The sequence below is a fragment of the Streptomyces lydicus genome (assembly GCF_000717345.1).
Taxonomy (GTDB): domain Bacteria; phylum Actinomycetota; class Actinomycetes; order Streptomycetales; family Streptomycetaceae; genus Streptomyces; species Streptomyces lydicus.
The window spans coordinates 176,103-195,722 of record NZ_JNZA01000010.1 but is presented as its reverse complement, the minus strand read 5'-3'; the positions used below and the strand labels follow the sequence as shown (position 1 = coordinate 195,722).

19 protein-coding genes, 1 tRNA gene and 1 pseudogene are annotated in these 19,620 nt (G+C 73.4%); 11 read left to right on the top strand and 10 right to left on the bottom strand.

Going from position 1 to position 19,620, the window contains the following annotated elements:
- A partial coding sequence (locus tag OO62_RS11840) for a helix-hairpin-helix domain-containing protein (protein WP_037685039.1) occupies positions 1–2,236 on the top strand: 2,236 nt, incomplete at its 5' end.
- A 652-nt stretch (positions 2,237–2,888) separates the two neighbouring features.
- Here OO62_RS11840 and OO62_RS11835 read toward each other — a convergent pair.
- Positions 2,889–3,575: a hypothetical protein gene (locus OO62_RS11835; RefSeq protein ID WP_033267269.1), complete on the bottom strand. Its 687-nt coding sequence runs from the start codon at positions 3,573–3,575 to the stop codon at positions 2,889–2,891.
- A 47-nt stretch (positions 3,576–3,622) separates the two neighbouring features.
- On the opposite strand from OO62_RS11835, the gene OO62_RS37785 reads away from it, so the two are divergent.
- Positions 3,623–3,811, top strand: a complete 189-nt coding sequence (locus OO62_RS37785; RefSeq protein ID WP_030416245.1) for a DUF5703 family protein — start codon at positions 3,623–3,625, stop codon at positions 3,809–3,811.
- Positions 3,812–4,087: 276 nt separating this feature from the next.
- On the opposite strand, the gene OO62_RS11830 is transcribed toward OO62_RS37785, so the two are convergent.
- From OO62_RS11830 to OO62_RS11820, 3 genes are all read right to left on the bottom strand, one after another.
- The gene (locus OO62_RS11830; RefSeq protein WP_033267268.1) at positions 4,088–4,948 is read right to left on the bottom strand and encodes a chaplin; all 861 of its coding nucleotides are present in this window, start codon (positions 4,946–4,948) and stop codon (positions 4,088–4,090) included.
- A 186-nt stretch (positions 4,949–5,134) separates the two neighbouring features.
- The gene (gene chpH / locus OO62_RS11825; protein WP_033267267.1) at positions 5,135–5,368 is read right to left on the bottom strand and encodes a chaplin ChpH; all 234 of its coding nucleotides are present in this window, start codon (positions 5,366–5,368) and stop codon (positions 5,135–5,137) included.
- Positions 5,369–5,544: 176 nt separating this feature from the next.
- Positions 5,545–6,870, bottom strand: a complete 1,326-nt coding sequence (locus OO62_RS11820; RefSeq protein ID WP_033267266.1) for a M20/M25/M40 family metallo-hydrolase — start codon at positions 6,868–6,870, stop codon at positions 5,545–5,547.
- A gap of 306 nt (positions 6,871–7,176) precedes the next feature.
- Between OO62_RS11820 and OO62_RS11815 the strand changes: the two genes are divergently transcribed.
- From OO62_RS11815 to OO62_RS11800, 6 genes and pseudogenes are all read left to right on the top strand, one after another.
- Positions 7,177–7,261, top strand: a tRNA-Leu gene (locus OO62_RS11815).
- Positions 7,262–7,412: 151 nt separating this feature from the next.
- Complete coding sequence (locus OO62_RS11810; RefSeq protein WP_033267265.1) at positions 7,413–8,369, top strand: pseudouridine synthase; 957 nt, start codon at positions 7,413–7,415, stop codon at positions 8,367–8,369.
- A gap of 130 nt (positions 8,370–8,499) precedes the next feature.
- Positions 8,500–8,724: pseudogene (locus OO62_RS41685) on the top strand (effector-associated constant component EACC1); the annotation flags it as partial.
- Between the two features lie 13 nt (positions 8,725–8,737).
- Entirely contained in the window at positions 8,738–8,938 is a 201-nt protein-coding gene (locus OO62_RS39560; protein WP_129323014.1) for a hypothetical protein, read from the top strand.
- Between the two features lie 105 nt (positions 8,939–9,043).
- Entirely contained in the window at positions 9,044–9,718 is a 675-nt protein-coding gene (locus OO62_RS11805; protein WP_033267264.1) for an HAD family hydrolase, read from the top strand.
- Between the two features lie 18 nt (positions 9,719–9,736).
- The gene (locus OO62_RS11800; protein WP_199838858.1) at positions 9,737–10,159 is read left to right on the top strand and encodes an NUDIX hydrolase; all 423 of its coding nucleotides are present in this window, start codon (positions 9,737–9,739) and stop codon (positions 10,157–10,159) included.
- 48 nt (positions 10,160–10,207) lie between these two features.
- On the opposite strand, the gene OO62_RS11795 is transcribed toward OO62_RS11800, so the two are convergent.
- Positions 10,208–11,851 (bottom strand): ABC-F family ATP-binding cassette domain-containing protein, encoded by a 1,644-nt coding sequence (locus tag OO62_RS11795; RefSeq protein WP_033267263.1) that lies wholly within the window; start codon positions 11,849–11,851, stop codon positions 10,208–10,210.
- A 308-nt stretch (positions 11,852–12,159) separates the two neighbouring features.
- Positions 12,160–13,581: a cytochrome P450 gene (locus tag OO62_RS11790; protein ID WP_033267262.1), complete on the bottom strand. Its 1,422-nt coding sequence runs from the start codon at positions 13,579–13,581 to the stop codon at positions 12,160–12,162.
- A gap of 143 nt (positions 13,582–13,724) precedes the next feature.
- On the opposite strand from OO62_RS11790, the gene OO62_RS11785 reads away from it, so the two are divergent.
- The 3 genes from OO62_RS11785 (at position 13,725) to OO62_RS11775 (ending at position 16,247) form a co-directional block, all read left to right on the top strand.
- Complete coding sequence (locus OO62_RS11785; protein ID WP_106974841.1) at positions 13,725–14,129, top strand: hypothetical protein; 405 nt, start codon at positions 13,725–13,727, stop codon at positions 14,127–14,129.
- A 163-nt stretch (positions 14,130–14,292) separates the two neighbouring features.
- On the top strand, positions 14,293–15,093 hold the full coding sequence (locus OO62_RS11780) for a response regulator transcription factor (protein WP_051733009.1): 801 nt from the start codon (positions 14,293–14,295) through the stop codon (positions 15,091–15,093).
- The gene (locus tag OO62_RS11775) at positions 15,090–16,247 is read left to right on the top strand and encodes a sensor histidine kinase (protein WP_033267260.1); all 1,158 of its coding nucleotides are present in this window, start codon (positions 15,090–15,092) and stop codon (positions 16,245–16,247) included. Before OO62_RS11780 ends, OO62_RS11775 begins: the two co-directional genes overlap by 4 nt.
- On the opposite strand, the gene OO62_RS11770 is transcribed toward OO62_RS11775, so the two are convergent.
- From OO62_RS11770 to OO62_RS11755, 4 genes are all read right to left on the bottom strand, one after another.
- The gene (locus OO62_RS11770) at positions 16,223–17,509 is read right to left on the bottom strand and encodes an MFS transporter (protein WP_051733008.1); all 1,287 of its coding nucleotides are present in this window, start codon (positions 17,507–17,509) and stop codon (positions 16,223–16,225) included. The two genes, OO62_RS11775 and OO62_RS11770, sit on opposite strands and share 25 nt — an antisense overlap.
- Entirely contained in the window at positions 17,506–18,069 is a 564-nt protein-coding gene (locus OO62_RS11765; protein WP_078617126.1) for a winged helix-turn-helix domain-containing protein, read from the bottom strand. Before OO62_RS11765 ends, OO62_RS11770 begins: the two co-directional genes overlap by 4 nt.
- 166 nt (positions 18,070–18,235) lie before the next feature.
- The gene (locus OO62_RS11760; RefSeq protein WP_078617120.1) at positions 18,236–18,865 is read right to left on the bottom strand and encodes a cytochrome b/b6 domain-containing protein; all 630 of its coding nucleotides are present in this window, start codon (positions 18,863–18,865) and stop codon (positions 18,236–18,238) included.
- Positions 18,849–19,607 (bottom strand): molybdopterin-dependent oxidoreductase, encoded by a 759-nt coding sequence (locus OO62_RS11755; protein WP_033267259.1) that lies wholly within the window; start codon positions 19,605–19,607, stop codon positions 18,849–18,851. Before OO62_RS11755 ends, OO62_RS11760 begins: the two co-directional genes overlap by 17 nt.
- Positions 19,608–19,620: the final 13 nt, after the last annotated feature.

The following is a 19,620-nucleotide window of genomic DNA, read 5'->3' as shown; positions in this document are numbered from 1 at the left end:
CTCCCCCGCCGGCCCGCCGTCCGCCGCCACCGCCGCCCCTCCAGCCGCACCCGCGCCCCCCTCCGCCATGCCCACCGGCCCGACCGCCCCCGGCCTCGACGGCGTACGGCAGATCCTCGCGGCGGGCGGCGCACCCGAGTCGCTGGCGGAGAAGGCCACCGAGACGCTCGGAGAGCGCGCCGCCGAAACGCTGCGGGAAGACCCCTGGCAGCTCCTCGGCGTCCCCGGTGTGCGCCCCGAGCAGGCCGACGGCTTCGCCCGCGCCCTGCTGGGCGCCGCGGCCGGGCCGGGTGACGAACGACGCGCCCAGGCACTGGTCGGCTGGCTGCTGGAACAGGCCGCCGTCGCGGGCCACTCCGCCCTGGAGGCCGCCGCCCTGCGCACCGCGCTCGCCCAGCGCTCGGTGCCCGACCCCGACGACGCCCTGCAGACCGCCATCGCGGAGGGAGCGGTCCTGGTCTTCCAGGACGCGATCGAGGAGCCGGGCCGGGCACGCCCCACCCAGGACGACGACGAGGACACCGAAACCCCGGTCCGGATCCTGCTCGGCCTGGACCGCTTCGCCATGGCCGAGGAAAGCGTCGCCGACGGCCTCGCCCGCCTCCTCAACACCTTCGAAGCACACGAATCCCCCGCCCCGGACGAAGCACCGGAAGCCGAAGCCCCGGAAACCCCCTCGCCGCAGGACACCACCCCGCCGACCGACGAGGCGACGCCCGCCCCGGACCCCGGCGCGCCCGCAGCGGAACAGGCGACCTCCGCCCCGGACCAGGACACACCCGGCACGGACGGGACCACCTCGGCCACGGACGGGACCACCTCGGCCACCGATGGGGCAGCCGACGGGGAGCCCGACGAATCGGAACGGCCGGCAGAAGAACCGACGGGCGAAACGGCGCCGGCAGAGGACGCAACGGCCGCAACTGCCGCCATGGCCGCCATGACGCCGGCGGACGAGGAGAAAAGCTCCCCCCTCGCCCCGCGCCCCTCCCCCGCCGACTGGGAGGCCGCAGCGGCCGCCGCTCCCTCGCCGTCCGCCGCCGAACTGATCCGCGCCGTCGCGGACAGCAGCCTGGTGGCACACACCGGCGCCGAGGCGGCTCGCGCCGAGCCCGCCGCGCTGATCGCCGCCGCCCGCTCGCTGGGCCTACGGGCCTACGGCGCCACCCACACCGCGAACGGCCGCCAACGCCTGGCCACCCACCTCACCGAAACCACCCCGCACTCCGAACCCACCCCCGGCACCCCGCCCACCGCCTCCGCCCCCGCCGTGACCGTCTCCGGCCTGCTCTCCGGCCAGGAGGGCCCCGGCCGGGACGCGGACGGCGCACTCGCGCTCGACCTGCTGGTCGTGCTGGACGCCCCGCAACTGGACCTGGAGACCGCGGCGCTGCTCGTCGAGTCGCTGGCCGACGGCACGAGGCTGGTCCTCAGCGGCGACCCGGGCGTCCTGTGGTCGGCGGGCCCCGGCCGCCTCTTCGCCGACCTCCTCGCGGCCCGCTTCTGCCCCCAGGTCGCCTCCCGCACGCCGGACTTCGGCCCGATCGGCGAGCTGGTGTCGGGCATCGGCATCGGCGAACTGAGCCAGGTCGAGGCGCCCGGCAAGGAAGTCGTGATCGTCCCGGTCCGGGACGCCGGCGAGGCCGTGCACCGCACGGTCCAGCTCGTCGCCGACTCCGTACCCCGGGCGCTCGGTGTCCCCGCCGACCAGACCCAGGTCATCACCGTCGGCCACGGCGGCGCCGCCGGCACCCGCGCACTGAACACCGCCCTCAAGGAGCGGCTCAACCCTGGTCCCGGACGCTTCGGCGGCTTCGACCCCGGCGACCGCGTCGCCTACACCCCCGCACCCGGCCGTACGCTGCCCGGCACCGTCACCGGCGCAGACGCCGAAGGGCTGCACCTCACCTGCGACGGCACCGCCCACGTGGTACCTCGCGACCAGGTCGCCGACGGCGCCGTACGCCACGCCTGGGCCCTCACCGCCCACCAGGCCGCCGGCACGCGCTGGCCGGCCGCGGTGGTCGTGCTCCCCGGCGACGCGACCGCCGGCCTGACGCGCTCCTGGGTCTACACCGCGTTCAGCCGCGGCGAACGCCACCTCTCAGTGGTCCAGGGCGTCGACCAGGCCCTCGCCCAGGCCGTCACCGACGTCCCCGTCAAGCCCCGCACCACCCGCCTCCGCACCCTCCTCCAACTCCACTCCACCGCCACCGCCCCGGACCCCACCCAGTAACCACAGAAAGTAACGGCAACCACGGAACCAATAACTCTCCGTAATCGTTGCCGTATAAGAACGAGTGCACGCGGCCGAGCAAGGCAGCAAGGCCACACCCCAGCGAACGCAAACAAGGCCGCGCCCAAGCAGTCACCTACGCATGGACGCGGCCCCACACAAACCAACCACCAGCCCCCCACAGGCGACGCCACCCCGCCGCCAGAGCCCACTGCCAGGCCCCAACACCCCGAGGCCCCGACGCCCCCGACGTCCAATGCCACCCACAGGCCCGACCACCCGTAAGGCCAAAGGCGACGCACGGGCCCCACCACCCGCCGACCGTCCCGCGCGTCCCAGCCAGCTGGGCGCGGGGAGTGTGGAACGGGAACACACCCCAACGGCCGCTCTGGACAACGGGGAGCGAAGCGGGACCCCTCCCGCCCCTGCCACCCGCCCCGGCCACCGGCCACGAGCCCCAGCCGCCAGCCGGGGCCACCGCTCTCAAGCCGCCGAACGGGGTCCCCGTCCCGAAGCCGCCGACCGAGGTCCCTCTCCCCGAGCCGCGGAACGGGACCCCCGGGGAACGGGGCCCCCGGGCCCCAGAGCCGCAGACCGAGGGCCGCCTCGACCTCGCTGTCGAGGCTGTCGAGCGTCGGGCCGCCCCGGTGGGTCAGCGTTCTCGGTCGAGGCGTTCGAGGGCGTCGTCGTCGCCGTCGAGTTCCTCGTCGAAGACCGCGCTGACGTCGAAGCGGCAGACCACCCGCTGGGGGTCGGCCTGGTCGAAGGGGGCGGACAGCCACTCGCCCGGTTCGGCCGGCTCGTCGGCGGCAGCGACCCAGAGCGTGGAGTCGCCCTCTTCCAGGCCGAACTCCTTGTGCCGGGAGGCGATCTCGTCGGGTTCGAACTCGCCGAAGAGGACGCCGAGCGCCGCGTGCACGCTGCTGCCGACCACGGCGGCCGCGTCGGTGCGTTCGGCGCCGTTGCCCACGGCCTCGTCGGCGGCGTCCGGGTCGAGGTCGGCGATGCGCTGGGCCTGATGCAGCAGGCGCTGCGGTTCGGCGACGGTGTAGTCGCGCCGGATCAGTACGCTCAGCGCGCTCGGCTCCTCCGGGCCGGCGTAGGCGGGTAGCGAGTCGCTTCCGGGGATCTCGAAGGGGGTGACTTCGTCGTAGGTGTCGTAGAGCAGCTCGTCATAGACCTCAGCCGCCGCGGCGAGCTCGTCGAACGCGGCGTAGACGGCCGGATCGTCCTGCCCCGAGCGGCGTTCGACCGCGTCGAGGTGACGGTCCAGTGCGGCTTTTACCGCCTCGGCGGCGGCACGTACCTCGGCAGCGGAGGGCTGCGCAGCATCAGACATAGTGCAGACGCTATCCGTACCGGGGCCGGTCCCGCACAATAGATGCGATGCCGGAATACGAATTCTGCGATGTGTATGTGCCTCGGGGAGTCTCCCGGAAGGCCACCACACGCCTGCTGACCGACCATGCCGAGTACGGACACTGGGAGTTGGACCGCCTGCGCCTGAATCCGGACGGTAGCCGCAAGGTGCGGTTGCGTCGCCGGATCATCCGCCAGCTCCGCGCCACGTGGTGAGGGTCACCGGGGGGTGAGAGCCGTCGGGGGGCGAGGGATGAGCGCAGCAGAGCGGGCCCCGTAGCTACGGGGCCCGCTCCATGGTGCCTCGGCGAACCGGGTTTTGTCCGTGTGCCGGTGCACCGTTGTGCGGTCCGCTGTTGTTCAGTGGCGGACGGTGAGCATGGATCCGTTTCCGTTTCCGTTTCCGATGCGGATTTCGCTGCGTGGAGACGGTGGGCGGGGACGGATCCGGGTGCCGTTGGCGTGGCCACCGCGGTGGGTCACCGCGGTCGGTCAGCGGCGGGCGGCGCGGCTCCGGCGGTAGAGCACGGCTCCTCCGAGGAGGAGGCCGGCGCTGGCCGGGACCGCGTAGCCGATCGCCCCGGCGCCGGTGTGCGCGAGCTGCTGCCCGGCCGGCTTCGGGGGCGTGACGGCCGGGGTGTGCGGAGCGGGCTGCGGCCGCGTTCCGGGGTTCCCCTGCTGGCCCGGGTTGTGGGGCTGGTGCCCCGTACCCGGGTGGTGCGGCTTGCCCGGGTGGTGACCCGTACCCGGGTGGTGCGGCTTACCCGGGTGCTCGGGCTTGCCCGGGTGGTGGGGCTTCCCGGGGTGGTGGGGCTTCCCCGGGTGATGGGGGTGCCCCGGATGGTGCGGATGACCCGGGTGGTGCGGGTGCCCCGGGGTGGCGTGCGACTCGTTGGCGCAGCCGTTGCCGAAGGCCGGGTTGAGCAGTCCGACCACGTCAACGGTGTTGCCGCAGGCGTTGACCGGTACGTCGACCGGGGCCTGGACGTTGTTGCCCGAGCCGACGCCTGGCGAGTTCGCGGTACCGCCGGCGGCGTTGGCGCCGCCGTGGTGCCCGCCACCCTGGTGGTGCCCGCCGCCGTGCGCTCCGCCGGCGTGGTGCCGGCCACCACCGTCGTTGACACAGTGATTGCCGAACGCCGGGTTGAGCAGTCCGACCACATTGACGGTGTTGCCGCAGGCGTTCACCGGTACGTGGAGCGGTACTTGAAGGTTGTTGCCGGATCCCACGCCGGGCGAGTTGGCCGCGCCTCCGGCCGCCCCCGCATCCGCGTATGCGTAGCCGGCGGCCGCGACGAGTACGCCGCTGGCTGCCGCCATGGTGATCAGGCCCTTTCTTGCGACCTGTCTCATAGGTTGTTCCCCTGCCTAGTGCCTTATCAGGAATATGCGTGCGGGTGGCGGCCCCCTCGGGGGACCGTACGATCCACCCGCCCACCGAAATACCCAGAGGCTCCGGAATGCATGGCACGCATTTCCGGAGCCGACCCGGATCAGACCCTTACGGGTGCAGATACAACGCCAAAGGTCACCGGAAAGTCACTTGTTGACGCAGTAGTTGCCGAAGGTGGGGTTGAGCAGCCCGATCACGGAGATCGTGTTGCCGCAGGCGTTCACCGGGACGTGCACCGGCACCTGGATGACATTGCCGGACACGACGCCGGGAGAGTGCACGGCGGCACCCTGGGCGCCGGAGTCGGCAGTCGCCAGACCTGCACCGGCAAGCAGCAGCCCGCCGGTCGCCGCCGCAGCAGCGACGATCTTCTTGATCATTCTTCCTCCTTGTAGGCAAATGCGATCCCAGCCGCGGACCGCACACACTGCAACGAGGAATAGGCCGTTGAAGCTACGAACACATCGGGGCGTTCACTCTTTTCAGCGAAGTCGGCGCGAACGGCAGGAAATCCGCGCCGAATTCAGCTCTGTCGCCGGTTCAGGTTCGCCGTGGCTCAACTCTGTTCGATGAAACGGTCGAGCACCCGCACCCCGAACTTCAGTCCGTCCACCGGCACTCGCTCGTCGACGCCGTGGAACATTCCGGCGAAGTCCAGTTCCGGCGGCAGCTTCAGCGGCGCGAAGCCGAAGCCGCGGATGCCGAGGTCGTCGAAGGACTTGGCGTCCGTACCGGCGGAGAGCATGTACGGCACGGCGCGCGCGATCGGGTCCTCGGCCTGGAGCGCCGACTGCATCGCCTCCACCAGGGCGCCGTCGAAGGTGGTTTCCAGTGCCTTGTCGGCGTGGACGTCCTCGCGCTTGACGCGCGGCCCGAGGATCCGGTCGAGGTCGGCCAGGAACTCCTCCTCGTAGCCGGGCAGGAAGCGGCCGTCGACGTGGGCCGTGGCCTGGCCGGGGATCACGTTGACCTTGTATCCGGCGCCCAGCTGCGTGGGGTTGGCGGTGTTCTTCAGGGACGCGCCGATCAGTTTGGCGATGCCGCCGAGTTTGGCCAGCGTGTCGTCCATGTTCTCCGGGTCGAGCTCGGTGCCCAGCGCGTCGCCGAGCTCGTCCAGGAAGACCCGGAGCGTCTTGGTCACCCGTACCGGGAACTCGTGACGGCCCAGCCGGGCGACGGCCTCGGAGAGTTCGGTGATCGCGTTGTCCCGGTGGATCATGGAGCCGTGGCCGGCCGAGCCGTCCACCGTCAGCTTCATCCAGTGCATGCCCTTCTGGGCCGTCTCGATCAGGTAGAGCCGCAGCTGCTCGTTGACGGTGAAGGAGAAGCCGCCGACCTCGCTGATCGCCTCGGTCACCCCCTCGAAGAGCTCCGGGTGGTTGTCGACCAGGTAGCGCGCGCCGTAGGTGCCGCCCGCCTCCTCGTCGGCGAGGAACGCCAGGACGATGTCGCGCGGGGGCTTACGCCCGGTGCGCAGCCGGTCGCGGACGACGGCCAGCGTCATCGCGTCCATGTCCTTCATGTCGACCGCGCCGCGGCCCCAGACGCAGCCGTCGGCGATCTCCCCGGAGAAGGGGTGGTGCGTCCAGTCGTCGGCGTTCGCGGGGACGACGTCGGTGTGCCCGTGGATGAGCAGCGCGGGCCGGGAGCGGTCCTCGCCCTCGATGCGGGCGACGGTCGAGGCGCGGCCCTTGTGGGACTCGAAGATCTTGGGTTCCAGGCCGACCTCGGCGAGCTTCTCGGCGACGTACTCGGCGGCGGCGCGTTCGCCGGGGCCCGAGTGGTCGCCGTAATTGCTGGTGTCGATCCTGATCAGGTCCCGGCACAGGTCGACGACCTCGTCCTCGCCGGTGACCGTGCGGGCCGACTGTGACTCGCTCATGCCTCGACCTCGCTTCGCTCGGCGCCGCATGCGCGGGGCTCGCACCTTTCGCTCGTTCGCTCGCGGAGCTCGCTCACAGTGCCTCCTCTTGGTTCGCGGCCGCGTCGCGCGCCGTGAGGGGCGCTGCGCGGCGGGGGTCCACCGCCATCCTCCACCCGGGGCCGGTCGGTCCCCAAGGCCGCAATACTCCCGACATGCGCTGGTCACAGCGTCGGGCTCGGCCTGGCGTGCGGGTGATCGACCACCCTCGAAGGTTTGCTATTGTTTTCCACGTCGGAACGGCCCAGGCCGAACGGCAGACACCTTGTCCGGGTGGCGGAATGGCAGACGCGCTAGCTTGAGGTGCTAGTGCCCTTTATCGGGCGTGGGGGTTCAAGTCCCCCCTCGGACACTTTTGAATCAGCGCCCGTCTCGGCTCCGGCCGGGCGGGCGCTGGTGGTTTTCCGGGCTTGTCCGGTCCGGCCCGCCTTCCTTTCCGGTCTGACCGGTTCTGTCCGCGGTGTGGCTTGTGGCCGCCGCCCGACCGAGGTTCGCTTGCCCGCATGAGACGCAGATCCGCCGTGCCGCCCGCCCCGCTGCCCCAGCGTGACGGGATCGATCCCGTACGGGTGCGGCTGCCGGCCGATCCGGAGGGCGTGTGGGGCACGGTCGGTGAGCATCTGGTCGACCGGTTCGCGGGGGCGATCGGGGGCGGGCGGGTGACGGAGATGCTGGCCGCGGGGCGGTTCGTGGGGGCGGACGGGGTGCTGAGCGGGGACGAGCCGTACGGGGCCGGGCGCCATGTGTGGTTCCACCGGGATTTCGTGCCGGAGCCGCGGGTTCCGTTCGAGGTGGGGATCGTCCATCGGGACGAGCGGATCGTGGTCGTCGACAAGCCGCATTTCCTGGCGACGACGCCGCGTGGGCGGCATGTCACGGAGACTGCTTTGGCGCGGCTGCGGCGGGAGCTCGGGTTGCCGGCGCTGCAGCCCGCGCACCGGCTGGACCGGCTGACGGCGGGGCTGGCGCTGTTCGTCGTACGGCCCGGGGACCGGGGTGCGTACCAGGGGCTGTTCGCCGCGCGGCAGGTGCGTAAGGAGTACGAGGCGGTGGCGCGGTACGACGGGGCGGTGGCGCTGCCGGTGACGGTGCGCAGCCGGATCGTGAAGGAGCGGGGGGTGCCGGCGGCACGGGAGGTGCCCGGCGAGGTCAATGCGGAGAGCCGGATCGAGCGGGTCGGGCGGCGGGGCGGGCTGGCGCGTTACCGGCTGCGGCCGGTGACGGGGCGGACGCATCAGCTGCGGGTGCACATGAATTCGCTGGGGCTGCCGATCCTGAACGATCCGCTGTATCCGGGTCCGGGGGACGCTGCGGGCGGATCGATGGAGCCGGAGGATTTCGGGGCGCCGCTGCAACTGCTGGCCAGGGTGCTGGAGTTCACCGATCCGGTCGACGGGCGGGCGCTGCGGTTCGAGAGCCGGCTGCGGTTGGCGGCGTGGCCGGCGGACACGATGGCCTGATCGGGAGACCTGGGTCACGCGTGGCGCCTGTGCTGACGGCCCCGGCGGGCTGAGGAGCGCCTCGTGCGGGCTCAGGAGGCGCTTCCGGGCGGGCTCGGGGCGGGGGGGGAACGGCGGCGGGGGCGGCGGCGTGCGGGTTCGTATCGAGGTGGGTCGGGAGGGCGTCACGGCCGGTGCGGATGAGGCGGCCGTGGAGGCGGTGCGGTCGCTGTTCACGTGGCTGAGCCGTGATCCGGACGTGGTCTGCGAGGCCGGGCTGTCGCTGGTGCGGCGGGCGGAGGAGCCGGGGCCGATGGGGCCGGCGCTGGAGGCCGTCGAGGCGGTGTTCGACAGTGCGGTGCAGCTGGCGTCGCTGGTGGTGGCGGTAGGTGGTGCTGTTCCTGGCGGATCTGGTGTCGGCGTGGTGTGGCGTGGATCCGGGACTGTGGGACGGCGGGGTGTGGTCGTTCGTCATGAGTGGGGGTGGCGGTCGCCGCGGCGTCGTTCTTTCTGCTGTGGACTTCGAGGCCGCCAACCGCTTCCTGCGGTCGGGGCGTCGTACCGGTGGGTCGTACGTCAAGTGGTGGTGAGCCGCCGGGCCGGCGGCCGGCCCGCGGAATTTGCGGTGCGTCGGGGCGGGGCGCGTGCGTAGGGTGCGCTGGTCATGGGAGTGCGGGGAGAGGGCTGGCCGGCAGATGCTGATTTTTGACGCGGATGACACGTTGTGGGAGAACAACGTGATCTTTGAGCGGGTCATCGACGAGTTCCTGGAGTGGATGACTCCGCCCGGCGGGGACCGGAGCGCGGTGCGGGCGGTGCTGGACGGGATCGAGGCGGCGCACGCGGTGACGCTCGGGTACGGCAGCAAGGTTTTCCTGCACAGTCTCGGGGAGTGTGTGCAGCGGCTGCGGGGGCGGGCGGCGACGGCGGCGGAGACGGCGCGCATCGCCGGGTGGGCGGCGGCCTTCGACGGGGGCCGGGTGGAGCTGATCCCGGGGGTCGCCGAGACGCTGGCGGAGCTGGCGCGGCGGCACGAGTTGCTGCTGCTGACCAAGGGGGACACCGAGGAGCAGCAGCGGAAGGTGGCGGTGTCCGGGCTGACCGGGCACTTCCGGGCGGTGCACGTCGTGGCGGAGAAGAACGTCGGTACGTACGAGGAGCTGATCCGCTCCTACGACCTGGTGCCGTCGTCGGTGTGGATGATCGGCAACTCCCCGAAGTCGGACATCCTGCCGGCCCGTGCGGCGGGCCTCAACGCGGTGTTCATCCCGAACGACCACACGTGGGTGCTGGAGCACGGCGAGCTCGATCCGGGCGACGAGAAGGTGCTGCGGCTGGCGGCGTTCGGCGACCTGCTGCGGCACTTCTGAGCGAGAGGGGTGGGGCGGGTGAGCACAGTGGTGCGGCAGCCCAAGGTGTCGTGTGTCTTCGTGTGCCATGACGGCGCGGGGCGGGTGCTGCTGGCGCGGCGGAGCGCCGGGGCGCGGGACGAGCCGGGCAGTTGGGACTGCGGCGCCGGGGCGCTGGAGTTCGGTGAGTCCTTCGAGGCGGCGGTGGACCGGGAGGTGTACGAGGAGTACGGCGTCCGGCCGCTGGGCGTGGAGCGGCTGGGGGTGCGCAATGTGCTGCGCGGCGATCCGGTCACCTCGCACTGGGTGGCGGTGGTGTTCGCCGTGCGGGTGGATCCGGACGCGGTGCGGATCGGTGAGCCGCACAAGTTCGATGCGCTCGCGTGGTGCGGGCTCGGGGAGTTGCCGGCGCCGCTGCATTCGCAGTGCGGGGAGAGTCTGGCGCTGTTCGCCGGGCGCTGACGGTCCGGCCGGCGGGGTGTTCCGTCCCCGCCGGCCGGTCGCGGGCGGCTACAGCGGTTCGATGCCGGTCAGTTCACCGTCCTCCACGGCGAGCCAGCGGGTGATGCCGAGGTCCCGCAGGAACGGCAGGTCGTGGCTGACGACCAGCAGCGCGCCCTCGTAGGACTCCAGGGCGGTGACCAGCCGGCGGACCGACGCCATGTCGAGGTTGTTCGTCGGTTCGTCGAGCATCAGCAGTTGCGGGGCCGGTTCGGCGAGCATCAGCGCGGCGAGCGAGGCGCGGAAGCGTTCGCCGCCGGAGAGCGTGCCGGCCTGCTGGTCGGCGCGGGCGCCCTTGAAGAGGAAGCGGGCGAGGCGGGCCCGGATGTGGTTGTTGGTGGCGTCCGGGGCGTGCCGGGCGACGTTCTCGACGACGGTCAGGGTGTCGTCGAGGACGTCCAGGCGCTGCGGCAGGAAGCGGTGCGGGACGTGCACGTGGGCCGTGCCGGCGTCCGGTGGGACCTCACCGGCGACGGTCCGCAGCAGGGTGGTCTTGCCGGAGCCGTTGCGGCCGGTCAGCGCGATCCGTTCGGGTCCGCGCACCTCCAGGTCGGCGCGGACGCCGTAGCGGGTCCGCAGGGCGTCAAGGGTCAGGACGGTGCGGCCCGGTGGTACAGCGGTGTGCGGCAGGTCGATGCGGATCTCGTCGTCGTCCCGGACCGCTTCGGTGGCTTCGTCGAGGCGTTCCCTGGCTTCCTTGAGGCGTTCGGTGTGCAGGGTGCGGTGTTTGCCGGCGGAGACCTGGGCCTCCCTCTTGCGTTCATTCATGACGATCTTGGGTTCGCGCTTGTTGGCGTTCATCTTGTTGCCGTAGCGGACCCGGCGGGCCAGTTTGACGTGGGCGTCGGCCAGTTCGCGCTTCTGGCGCTGGACGTCGGCCTCGGCGACCCGCATCATGCGCTCGGCCGCCTCCTGTTCGACGGCGAGGGCCTGTTCGTAGGCGCTGAAGTTGCCGCCGTACCAGTGGATCTCGCCGTCGCGGAGGTCGGCGATCCGGTCGACGAGCTGGAGGAGTTCGCGGTCGTGGCTGACCACGACGAGCACTCCGGACCAGCTGCTGACGGCGGTGTGGAGGCGTTGCCGGGCGGCCCGGTCGAGATTGTTGGTGGGTTCGTCGAGCAGCAGGACGTCGGGGCGGCGCAGCAGCAGGGCGGCCAGCCGGAGGAGGACGGACTCGCCGCCGGAGATCTCGCCGATGGTGCGGTCGAGGTCGATGCCGGGCAGGCCGAGCTGGTCGAGGGTGGCGCGGGCGCGTTCCTCGACGTCCCAGTCGTCGCCGACGGCGGTGAAGTGTTCCTCGCTCGCGTCGCCGTTCTCGATGGCGTGCAGGGCGGTGCGGGCGGCGGCGATGCCGAGGGCTTCGTCGACGCGGAGGTGGGTGTCGAGCGGGGCGTGCTGCGGGAGGTAGCCGACCTCGCCGGCGACCTTGACGCTGCCCGTGGTGGGTGTCAGTTCGCCCGCGATCAGCTTCAACAGGGTTGATTTTCCTGATCCGTTGAGGCCGATGAGGCCGGTCCGGCCGGGGCCGACGGCGAGGTGGAAGCCGTCGAGGACGGGGGTGCCGTCGGGCCAGTCGAAGCCGAGTCCGGTGCAGACGACGGAGGCGGGGCCGCCGGGGGTGGCGAGGGAGGCGGACGGGGGTGTCTTTGACACAGGGGTCTCCTGGGTGCGCGTGGCAGGTGTGCGGGGGGCTTGCGCAGGAGACACCGCGGGAACGCCGGGTGCGCCGGGGTACGCCGTGGGGGTACGCCGAGGTCGCGGACGACGCCGCGCGATGCCGGGCATGCGCGGGCGCGGTGTCTTGCGGACCTCAGACGAGCAACGGCCTTCTCCGATCGGCGGCAATGGGACCGGGAATGACGGTACGGGGGGCGCCACCGAAAAGCAAACGCTATTTTCGTTGCGTTTGGCCGGGCCGGTGGTCGGCCCGGCGCGGCGCCCCGGTCGTGCGGTCTTCCGGTCTACTCCCCCGCTCCCCCGCCGGACCCGGCGCGCGGGCGCAGCCGTACCCGGGCCGGACCGGTGGCCTGCAGGGTGATCCCGGCGGCGACCGGCACGTCCTCGTCCACCGCCTCCAGCTCGTACGCGCGCAGCAGCACCGCCAGCGCCAGCACCGACTCCAGCATCGAGAAGTGCTGGCCGATGCAGGCGCGCGGGCCGCCGCCGAACGGGAACCAGGCGTAGCGGTGCCGTTCGGCCTCCCGCTCGGGTGCGAAGCGGCCGGGGTCGAAGCGCTCCGGGTCCGGCCACAGCGCCGGGTTGCGGTGCGTCACCCAGGGCGAGACGACCACGTCGGCGCCGGCCGGGATGCGGTACCCGCCGATCTCGGTGGCCTCGACGGCGCGGCGGCTGACGACCGGCGCCGCCGGGTACAGCCGCATGGCCTCCTTGAGCGCCTGGGTCAGGTACGGCAGCCGGTCCAGGTCCGCGGCGGTGGGCGTGCGGCCGGCCAGCACCCGGTCGATCTCCGCGCGCACCGCGGCCTGTTCGTCGGGGTGCCGGGCGAGGAGGTGGAGGGTGAAGGCCAGCGAGGTTGCAGTGGTCTCGTGCCCGGCGAGCAGGAAGATCAGGACCTGTTCGCGGATCTCGGTGGCGTCCAGCGAGCCGTCCTCGTCGTTGCCGGCGGCGGAGAGCAGGGACAGCAGATCGTCGCCCTCCGCCACGTCCGTGCCGGCCGCCCGGCGTTCGGCGATGACGCTGTCGCACACGGCGTTGAGCTCGTCGGTGGCGGCCCGGGCCCGCAGGTTGGCGGGGGTGGGCCAGTGGCGCGGGAGCTTCACGGGTACGTAGGCGCGCTGGACGACGTAGGCATTGATGACCGGCAGGCACCGGTGGATGGCGGCCACGGCCTGCTCGGCGTCCACGCCGAAGAGGATCCGGGAGACGGTGCGCAGCGCGAGCCGGTTCATCTCGGGGACGAGGTCGACGGTGTGGTCCCGGGCGGTGTGCCAGCGGTCGGCGAGGGTGCCGGCCTCGGCGGTCACCGCCGAGGCGTAGCCGTCCACCCGGCGCTTGGTGAACAGCGGCTGCACCAGCCGTCGTTGGCGGAGGTAGTCGGCGTCCTGGCTGGTGAGCAGGCCGTTGCCGAAGGACTGCCGGACCTCCTCGTACAGCGGGTGGTCCTTGCGGAAGTTGGCGGCCTGGGAGGCGAGGACCTGCTGTACGCCCTCGGGGGCGAAGAGGGCGTGGAAGACGCTGCGCAGCCCGGGCGGTCCGGCCTCCAGGCGGATCACGTCGCCGTGTTCGCGCTGGGCGCCGAGGAAGGTGGCGAGCGAGTCGCGCCGCAGTTCTAACATCGAGCCGAGGACGGGCAGGCCGGCCGGGCCGGGTATCTCGCGGCGCGCCGCGGCGCCGGGCTGGGGGTGGGACTCGGTAAGGGACATGCCCGGATCTCTATCCAGTTGGGGTACGCACCTATTCCGCCGGCGGGGTCCGGATTTCGCGGCGGGGGCGGTGACGGGCGGCGCGGGCCGGGGCGGGGAGCGCGGCGTGGGGCCGGTCCGGGGGCCCGCGTAGCATGGGCCGGATGATCAACAAGCGTGCCGGCCGGCCGGCCACCACCGAGGCCCCGTGCCGGGTCACCGTGTGCCGCGGCTGCTGCTGCGGCGATGCGGCCAAGATCCCGGGCGTCGACCACACCGGGCAGATACCCCGGCTGCGGGCGGCGCTGGACGGGGCGGCGCCGGTGCGGGCGTCGGAGTGCCTGGACGTCTGCGACCAGGCGAACGTGGTCGTGGTGCAGCCGTCGGCGGCGGGCCGCGCCGCGGGCGGCCGCCCGGTCTGGCTGGGACTGGTCAACGACGACGACGCGCTGGCCGACATCGCCGCCTGGATCCGCGCCGGCGGCCCCGGCCTGGCGGAGCCGCCGGGGGTGCTCGACCTGTACGCGATCACCGTGTCGCGGCGCGTACGGGAGGGCCTGGAGGGCTGACCCGGACGCCCGCTTCCGCACTGACGGCACCACCCGGTGACGGCGCCGCCCGGTCCGGTCCGGTTACCGGAGTCTTACGGACGCGGGCCGGGGTACCCGCGGCGGCGGCCGCTGGTGTTGGCTGGGAACATGACGTATCCTCCGGGCCGGGCACGCTGATCCCGTGCACCGACCACCGCCGCCCCCCGCCGACCCGTCCGCCGCCGCGCCCGGGCCGCCGCGCCGCGTCCTCGTCGTCGAGGACGACCCGACCGTCGCCGAGGTCGTCACCGGCTACCTCTCGCGCGCCGGCTACGCCACCGAGCACGCCGCCGACGGCTTCGCCGCGCTGGACCGGGCCGCCGCGTTCCGCCCGCACCTGGTCGTGCTCGACCTGATGCTGCCGGGCCTGGACGGCCTGGAGGTGTGCCGCAGGCTGCGCCGCACGGAGGACGGCCTTGCCGTTCCGGTGGTGATGCTGACGGCGCGCGGCGAGGAGGCGGATCGCATCCTCGGCCTGGAGCTGGGCGCGGACGACTACGTGACCAAGCCGTTCAGTCCGCGGGAGCTGGTGCTGCGGATCGGCTCGGTGCTGCGCCGCGCGGAGGCCGCGCCGCCGGCCGCGGCCCCCTCCCCCGTGCTGCGGGCCGGCTCCCTCACCGCCGACCCGGGCGGCCGGCGGGCCGACCGCGCCGGGCGCCAGCTCTCCCTGACCGCCCGCGAGTTCGACCTGCTGGTCTTCCTGATGCGCCACCCTGGGCGGGTGTTCTCCCGCGAGGAGCTGCTGCACCGGGTGTGGGGGTGGGAGTTCGGCGACCTGTCGACGGTGACCGTGCACGTCCGGCGGCTGCGCGAGAAGATCGAGACGGACCCGGCCGCGCCCCGGCTGGTGACGACGGTCTGGGGCGCCGGCTACCGCTTCGACCCGTCGGGGGACGAGGCGCCGGCCGGCGGCGGAACACCCTGGGAAGGCGACGGAACATGACGGACTTCCTGGTCATCGTGGCGCTCGCGGCGCTGGGCGCGGCGCTGGCGGGGCTGCTCGCCGCGCCCGCGGTCCGGGCGCTGCGGCGGCGCTCGGTCGCGCTGTCGCTGTTCGCGGTGGCGGCGCTGGCGGTGGCCGCGATGGCGGCGGGCACGGTGGCGGTCGCCCAGGCGATGTTCCTGTCCGGGCACGACCTGGGCGTGGTGATGGCCGTGGTCGCGGTGTCCGGCGTGGTGTCGCTGGCCGCCGCGCTGCTCTTCGGGCGGCGGATCGCGGCGGGCAGCCGGGAGCTGGCGCGCTCGGCCCGTACGGTCGGCAGCGAGGGCGGCTTCGTGGCGCCCGCCGAACCGCCGACGGCCGAACTGTCCGCACTGGCACAGGCGTTGGAGGAGACCAGCGCGCACCTCGCCGAGGCGCGGGAGCGGGAGCGGGCGCTGGACGCCTCCCGGCGGGAGCTGATCGCCGGGATCTCGCACGATCTGCGGACGCCGCTGGCCGGGCTGCGGGCGATGGCCGAGGCGCTGGAGGACGGGGTCGCCGAGGACACCGCGCGGTACCACTCGCGGATGCGGATCGAGGTGGACCGGCTGGCCGCGATGGTCGACGACCTCTTCGAACTGGCCCGCATCCAGGCCGGTGCGCTGGCGCTGACCTTCTCGCGGGTGTCGGTCTACGACCTGGTGGACGACGCGCTGGCCGGTGCCCGGCCGCTGGCGCGGGCGAGCGGGGTGCGGCTGGTGGACGGCGGGGTGGTGCCGCTGCCGGTGCGGGTGGACGCCCAGCAGATCACCCGGGTCCTGGGCAATCTGCTGGTCAACGCGATCCGGGCGACGCCGGCCGACGGCACCGTCGCGGTCAGCGCACGGGACGAGGAGGGCCGGGTGGTGCTGGCGGTGGAGGACGGCTGCGGCGGCATCCCGCCCGGGGACCTGGCGCGGGTCTTCGACACCGGCTGGCGGGGCGGCAGCGCGCGCACGCCGCGGGCGGACGGCGAGGGCGGGGCGGGTCTGGGCCTCGCGATCGTCCGCGGCATCGTGGAGGCCCATGAGGGCCGGGCGACGGTCCGGAACACCGGGGCGGGTTGCCGCTTCGAGGTGACGCTGCCGTCGGCGCAGCCGCGGACGGAGCCTCAGACGGGGTCGCCGACGGCCTGATCCCGTTCGGCTCCCGGGCCCGGTTCCGTACGGCGTGCGGGCAGTTCGCGGACGGTGCGGACCGGCGAGAACAGCAGGATCAGGGCGGCGAGCGGAACACCGGCCGTCATGATCCACATGGCGGTGCGGATGCCCAGGGCGGAGCCCAGCGCGCCGCCGAGCAGCGCACCCAGCGGCAGGGTGCCGTAGTTGAGGAAGGCGCTGCTGGCGATCAGCCGGCCGAGCAGGGGCGGTGGGCAGTAGGACTGCTGGAAGCTGACCTTGAGGATGTTGCCGGCCACCACTCCCGCGCTGACGCCGAAGCTGCCGGCGACGTAGAGCAGCGCCCCGGCGCCGGACGTGGTGAGCGGGATGAGCAACGCCAGGAAGGGGACGCCGAGTTCGAAGACCAGCATGGCGCGGGCGGTGCCGAGGCGGGCGGCGGTGCGGCGTGCCGCGAAGGCGCCCGCGATGCCGCCCGTGCTCGCCAGCGCCAGCAGTCCGCCGACCGCTCCGGCGGGCAGTCCCACCTCGCGGACCAGGAAGACCGCGGCGAGGGACTGGTATCCCATGAGGGCGAGGTTGGAGGCGGCGCCGAAGAGCGTCATCGTACGGAACCAGACGTCGTCGGCGACCAGCCGCAGGCCCTCGGCGACCTCCCGGCGCAGCGCGCGCGGCGCCCCGTCCCGGGCCTCGGGGCGGGGCTCGCGGTGGCGGATGCCGAGCAGGCAGAGCAGCGCGACGAGGAAGGTGGCGGCGTTGGCGAGCAAGCCGTTGACGGCGCCCGCCAGTTGGGCGAGGAGGCCGGCCGCGCCCTGGCCGGCGATCTGCGCGGCGGAGGCGCTGCCGTGCAGCTTGGCGTTGCCCTCGGCCCGGTCGGCGGGCGCGAGCAGGGTGGGGAGATAGGCGCTGTAGGCGGTCTGGAAGACCACCGCGGCGGCACCGGTCAGCAGCGCCACGGCGATCAGCAGGCCGAGGCTCAGCCCGCCGGTCCGGGCCAGGACCGGTACGGCGGCGAACAGCACCAGCGACACCGCGGCGGCGGCCAGCATCAGGGGGCGGCGGCGCAGCCGGTCCACCCACACCCCGACCGGGAGGCCGATCAGCAGCCAGGGCAGCCAGCCGCAGGCGCTGAGCAGGCCGACCGCGAAGGTGGAGGCGTGCAGGGTGGCGACCGCCACCAGCGGCATCGCCACGTTGGTGACCGCCGCGCCGAATTTGCCGGCGGTCTCGCCGCACCACAGCAGCCGGAAGTCGCGGTGGCGGCGCAGGAGTCCGCTCATCTCGCGTCCCTCTGCTTGCGGGGGAAGGACTGGAGCTGGACGAGGACGGGCCGGGCGTCGCCGGCATCGGCGGCGGTCCCGCTTCGGGCGGCCGCCCGGTGCCGGACGACGACGGCCTCCAGCTCGGCGTTGAGGGCGGCGAGTTGTTCCGGGGTCAGGCGCAGGTCCTGCCAGCGGGAGAGGGTGCCGGCGTCGCGCCACTCCTCGTCCCAGTCCTCGGCTAGGTAGGTGGTGACCTGCTCGAAGTCCCGCTGGACGGTTTCGTGCAGGTAGACCGACAGGGCGCCGCGGATGTCGGGGTCGTGGCGGAAGTCGTTGGTGTCGAGGCGGCGGGCCACCCGCACCGCCCGCCACCAGCGTTCGCGCCGGGTGCCGCGCCCGGTGTCCTCCTCGATGAAGCCGTGGTCGGCGAGGTGGCGCAGGTGCCAGCTGACGGTGCCGGTGTTCTCGCCGAGACGGCGGGCGAGTCCGGTGGCGGTGTCGGGCCCGTCGAGGGTCAGCAGGTCCAGGATGCGCATCCGCAGCGGGTGGGCGAGAGCGCGCAGGCTGCGGGCGTCCATGCGGCGGACGGGAGGGGCGGCGGACGGGTCGGGGCGCGCCGGGTCGGGCCCGGAGGAGGCGGTCATGGAGAGGAGCATAGAGGTGCAGAGAACTCTCTGCACAGCCTTCTCTGCAGAGAAACCTCTGCAATTTTTCCGGACCGCTCCCCCGGCAACTCCCCCGCGGTTACCGGGCCTTGTCCTCGTGCTCCCACAGCGGGTGCTCGCGGGCGGCCCACCCGGCGTCCACCGACCCGGTGCGCATCCCGCGGCGGGACTCGGGGTCGGCGTACGCCTTCCAGACATGGCCGGCGATCACCACGATCACGGTGAGGGCGAGCCAGTCGTGGACGAAGGTGGCGCCGGTCCGCCACACCAGGGGCGCCAGGTGGGTGAACCACATCAGCAGGCCGGTGGCGGCCATCACCAGGACCGCGCCGGCGATCCAGGCGGCGTAGAGCTTCTGCCCGGCGTTGAACTTCCCGGCCGGGCGGTCCCCGCGGCGGCGCAGCGCGGCGCGCAGCCACCGGCGGTCGTGCGGGCCGAAGCGGTTGAGGTGGCGCAGGTCGGTGCGGAGCGCGCGGGAGGCGAGGCCGAGCAGCAGGGGGACGGGCAGCAGGATGCCGGACCACTCGTGGACGGCGACCATCAGGGCGCGGCGGCCGACGAGTTCGGCGAGGAAGGGCAGATACAGGCAAGCCGCGGTGAGCACGCAGACGGCCATCAGGACGGCGGTGGCGCGGTGCACCCGGTGTTCGGCGGGGGTGAAGCGCGGCACCCGGGGGCGGCCGGCCGGGGGCTCAGGTGGTCGGGGCATCGTCGCGTCCGTTCGACCGGCCGACCCAGGCGTCGACGTCATATCCGAGGTTCTCCCAGTATCCGGGCAGGACGTGGTCGGTGACGGTGATGCCGGAGAGCCACTTCGCCGACTTGTAGAAGTACATGGGTGCGACGTAGAGGCGCACCGGCCCGCCGTGGGCGTGGGCGAGCGGCGCGTCCTGCATCCGCAGCGCGACCAGGACGTCGTCGCGGCGGGCCTGTTCGAGGGTGAGGGATTCGCTGTAGGCGCCGTCGAAGCAGGTGAAGCGGACGGCCTTGGCCTCGGGACGGACGCCGGCGGCGTCGAGGAGGGCGGAGAGCCGTACCCCCTCGAAGGGGGTGTGCGGCACCCGCCAGCCGGTGACGCACTGGACGTCGCGCACGACCCGGGTCTGCGGCAGCGCGCGCAGGTCGGCGAGGCGGTACGCGGCCCGGTGGCGCACCAGGCCGTCGACGGTGAGGCGGTAGGTGCGCTCGTCCCGGTCCGGTACGGGGCCGGTCACCGAGTAGTAGCGGAAGCCGCCGCCGCCCGGGAGCAGCCCGGAGAGGCCGGTGGGGTCCTGCTGTGCGGCGGCGCCGAGGGTGTCGTCCCAGGCGCGCTGGAGGAACGGGGCCGCGGCGACGCCCGCGGCGCCGGCGGCGAGCATGCCGAGCACCACCCGGCGGCCGACGGGGGTGCCGCTGCCGTCCGCGCCCGCGCCGTGGTCCGGCGCGCCGGCCGGATTCGCTTCCTTGGTCACCCTTCGATTCGAA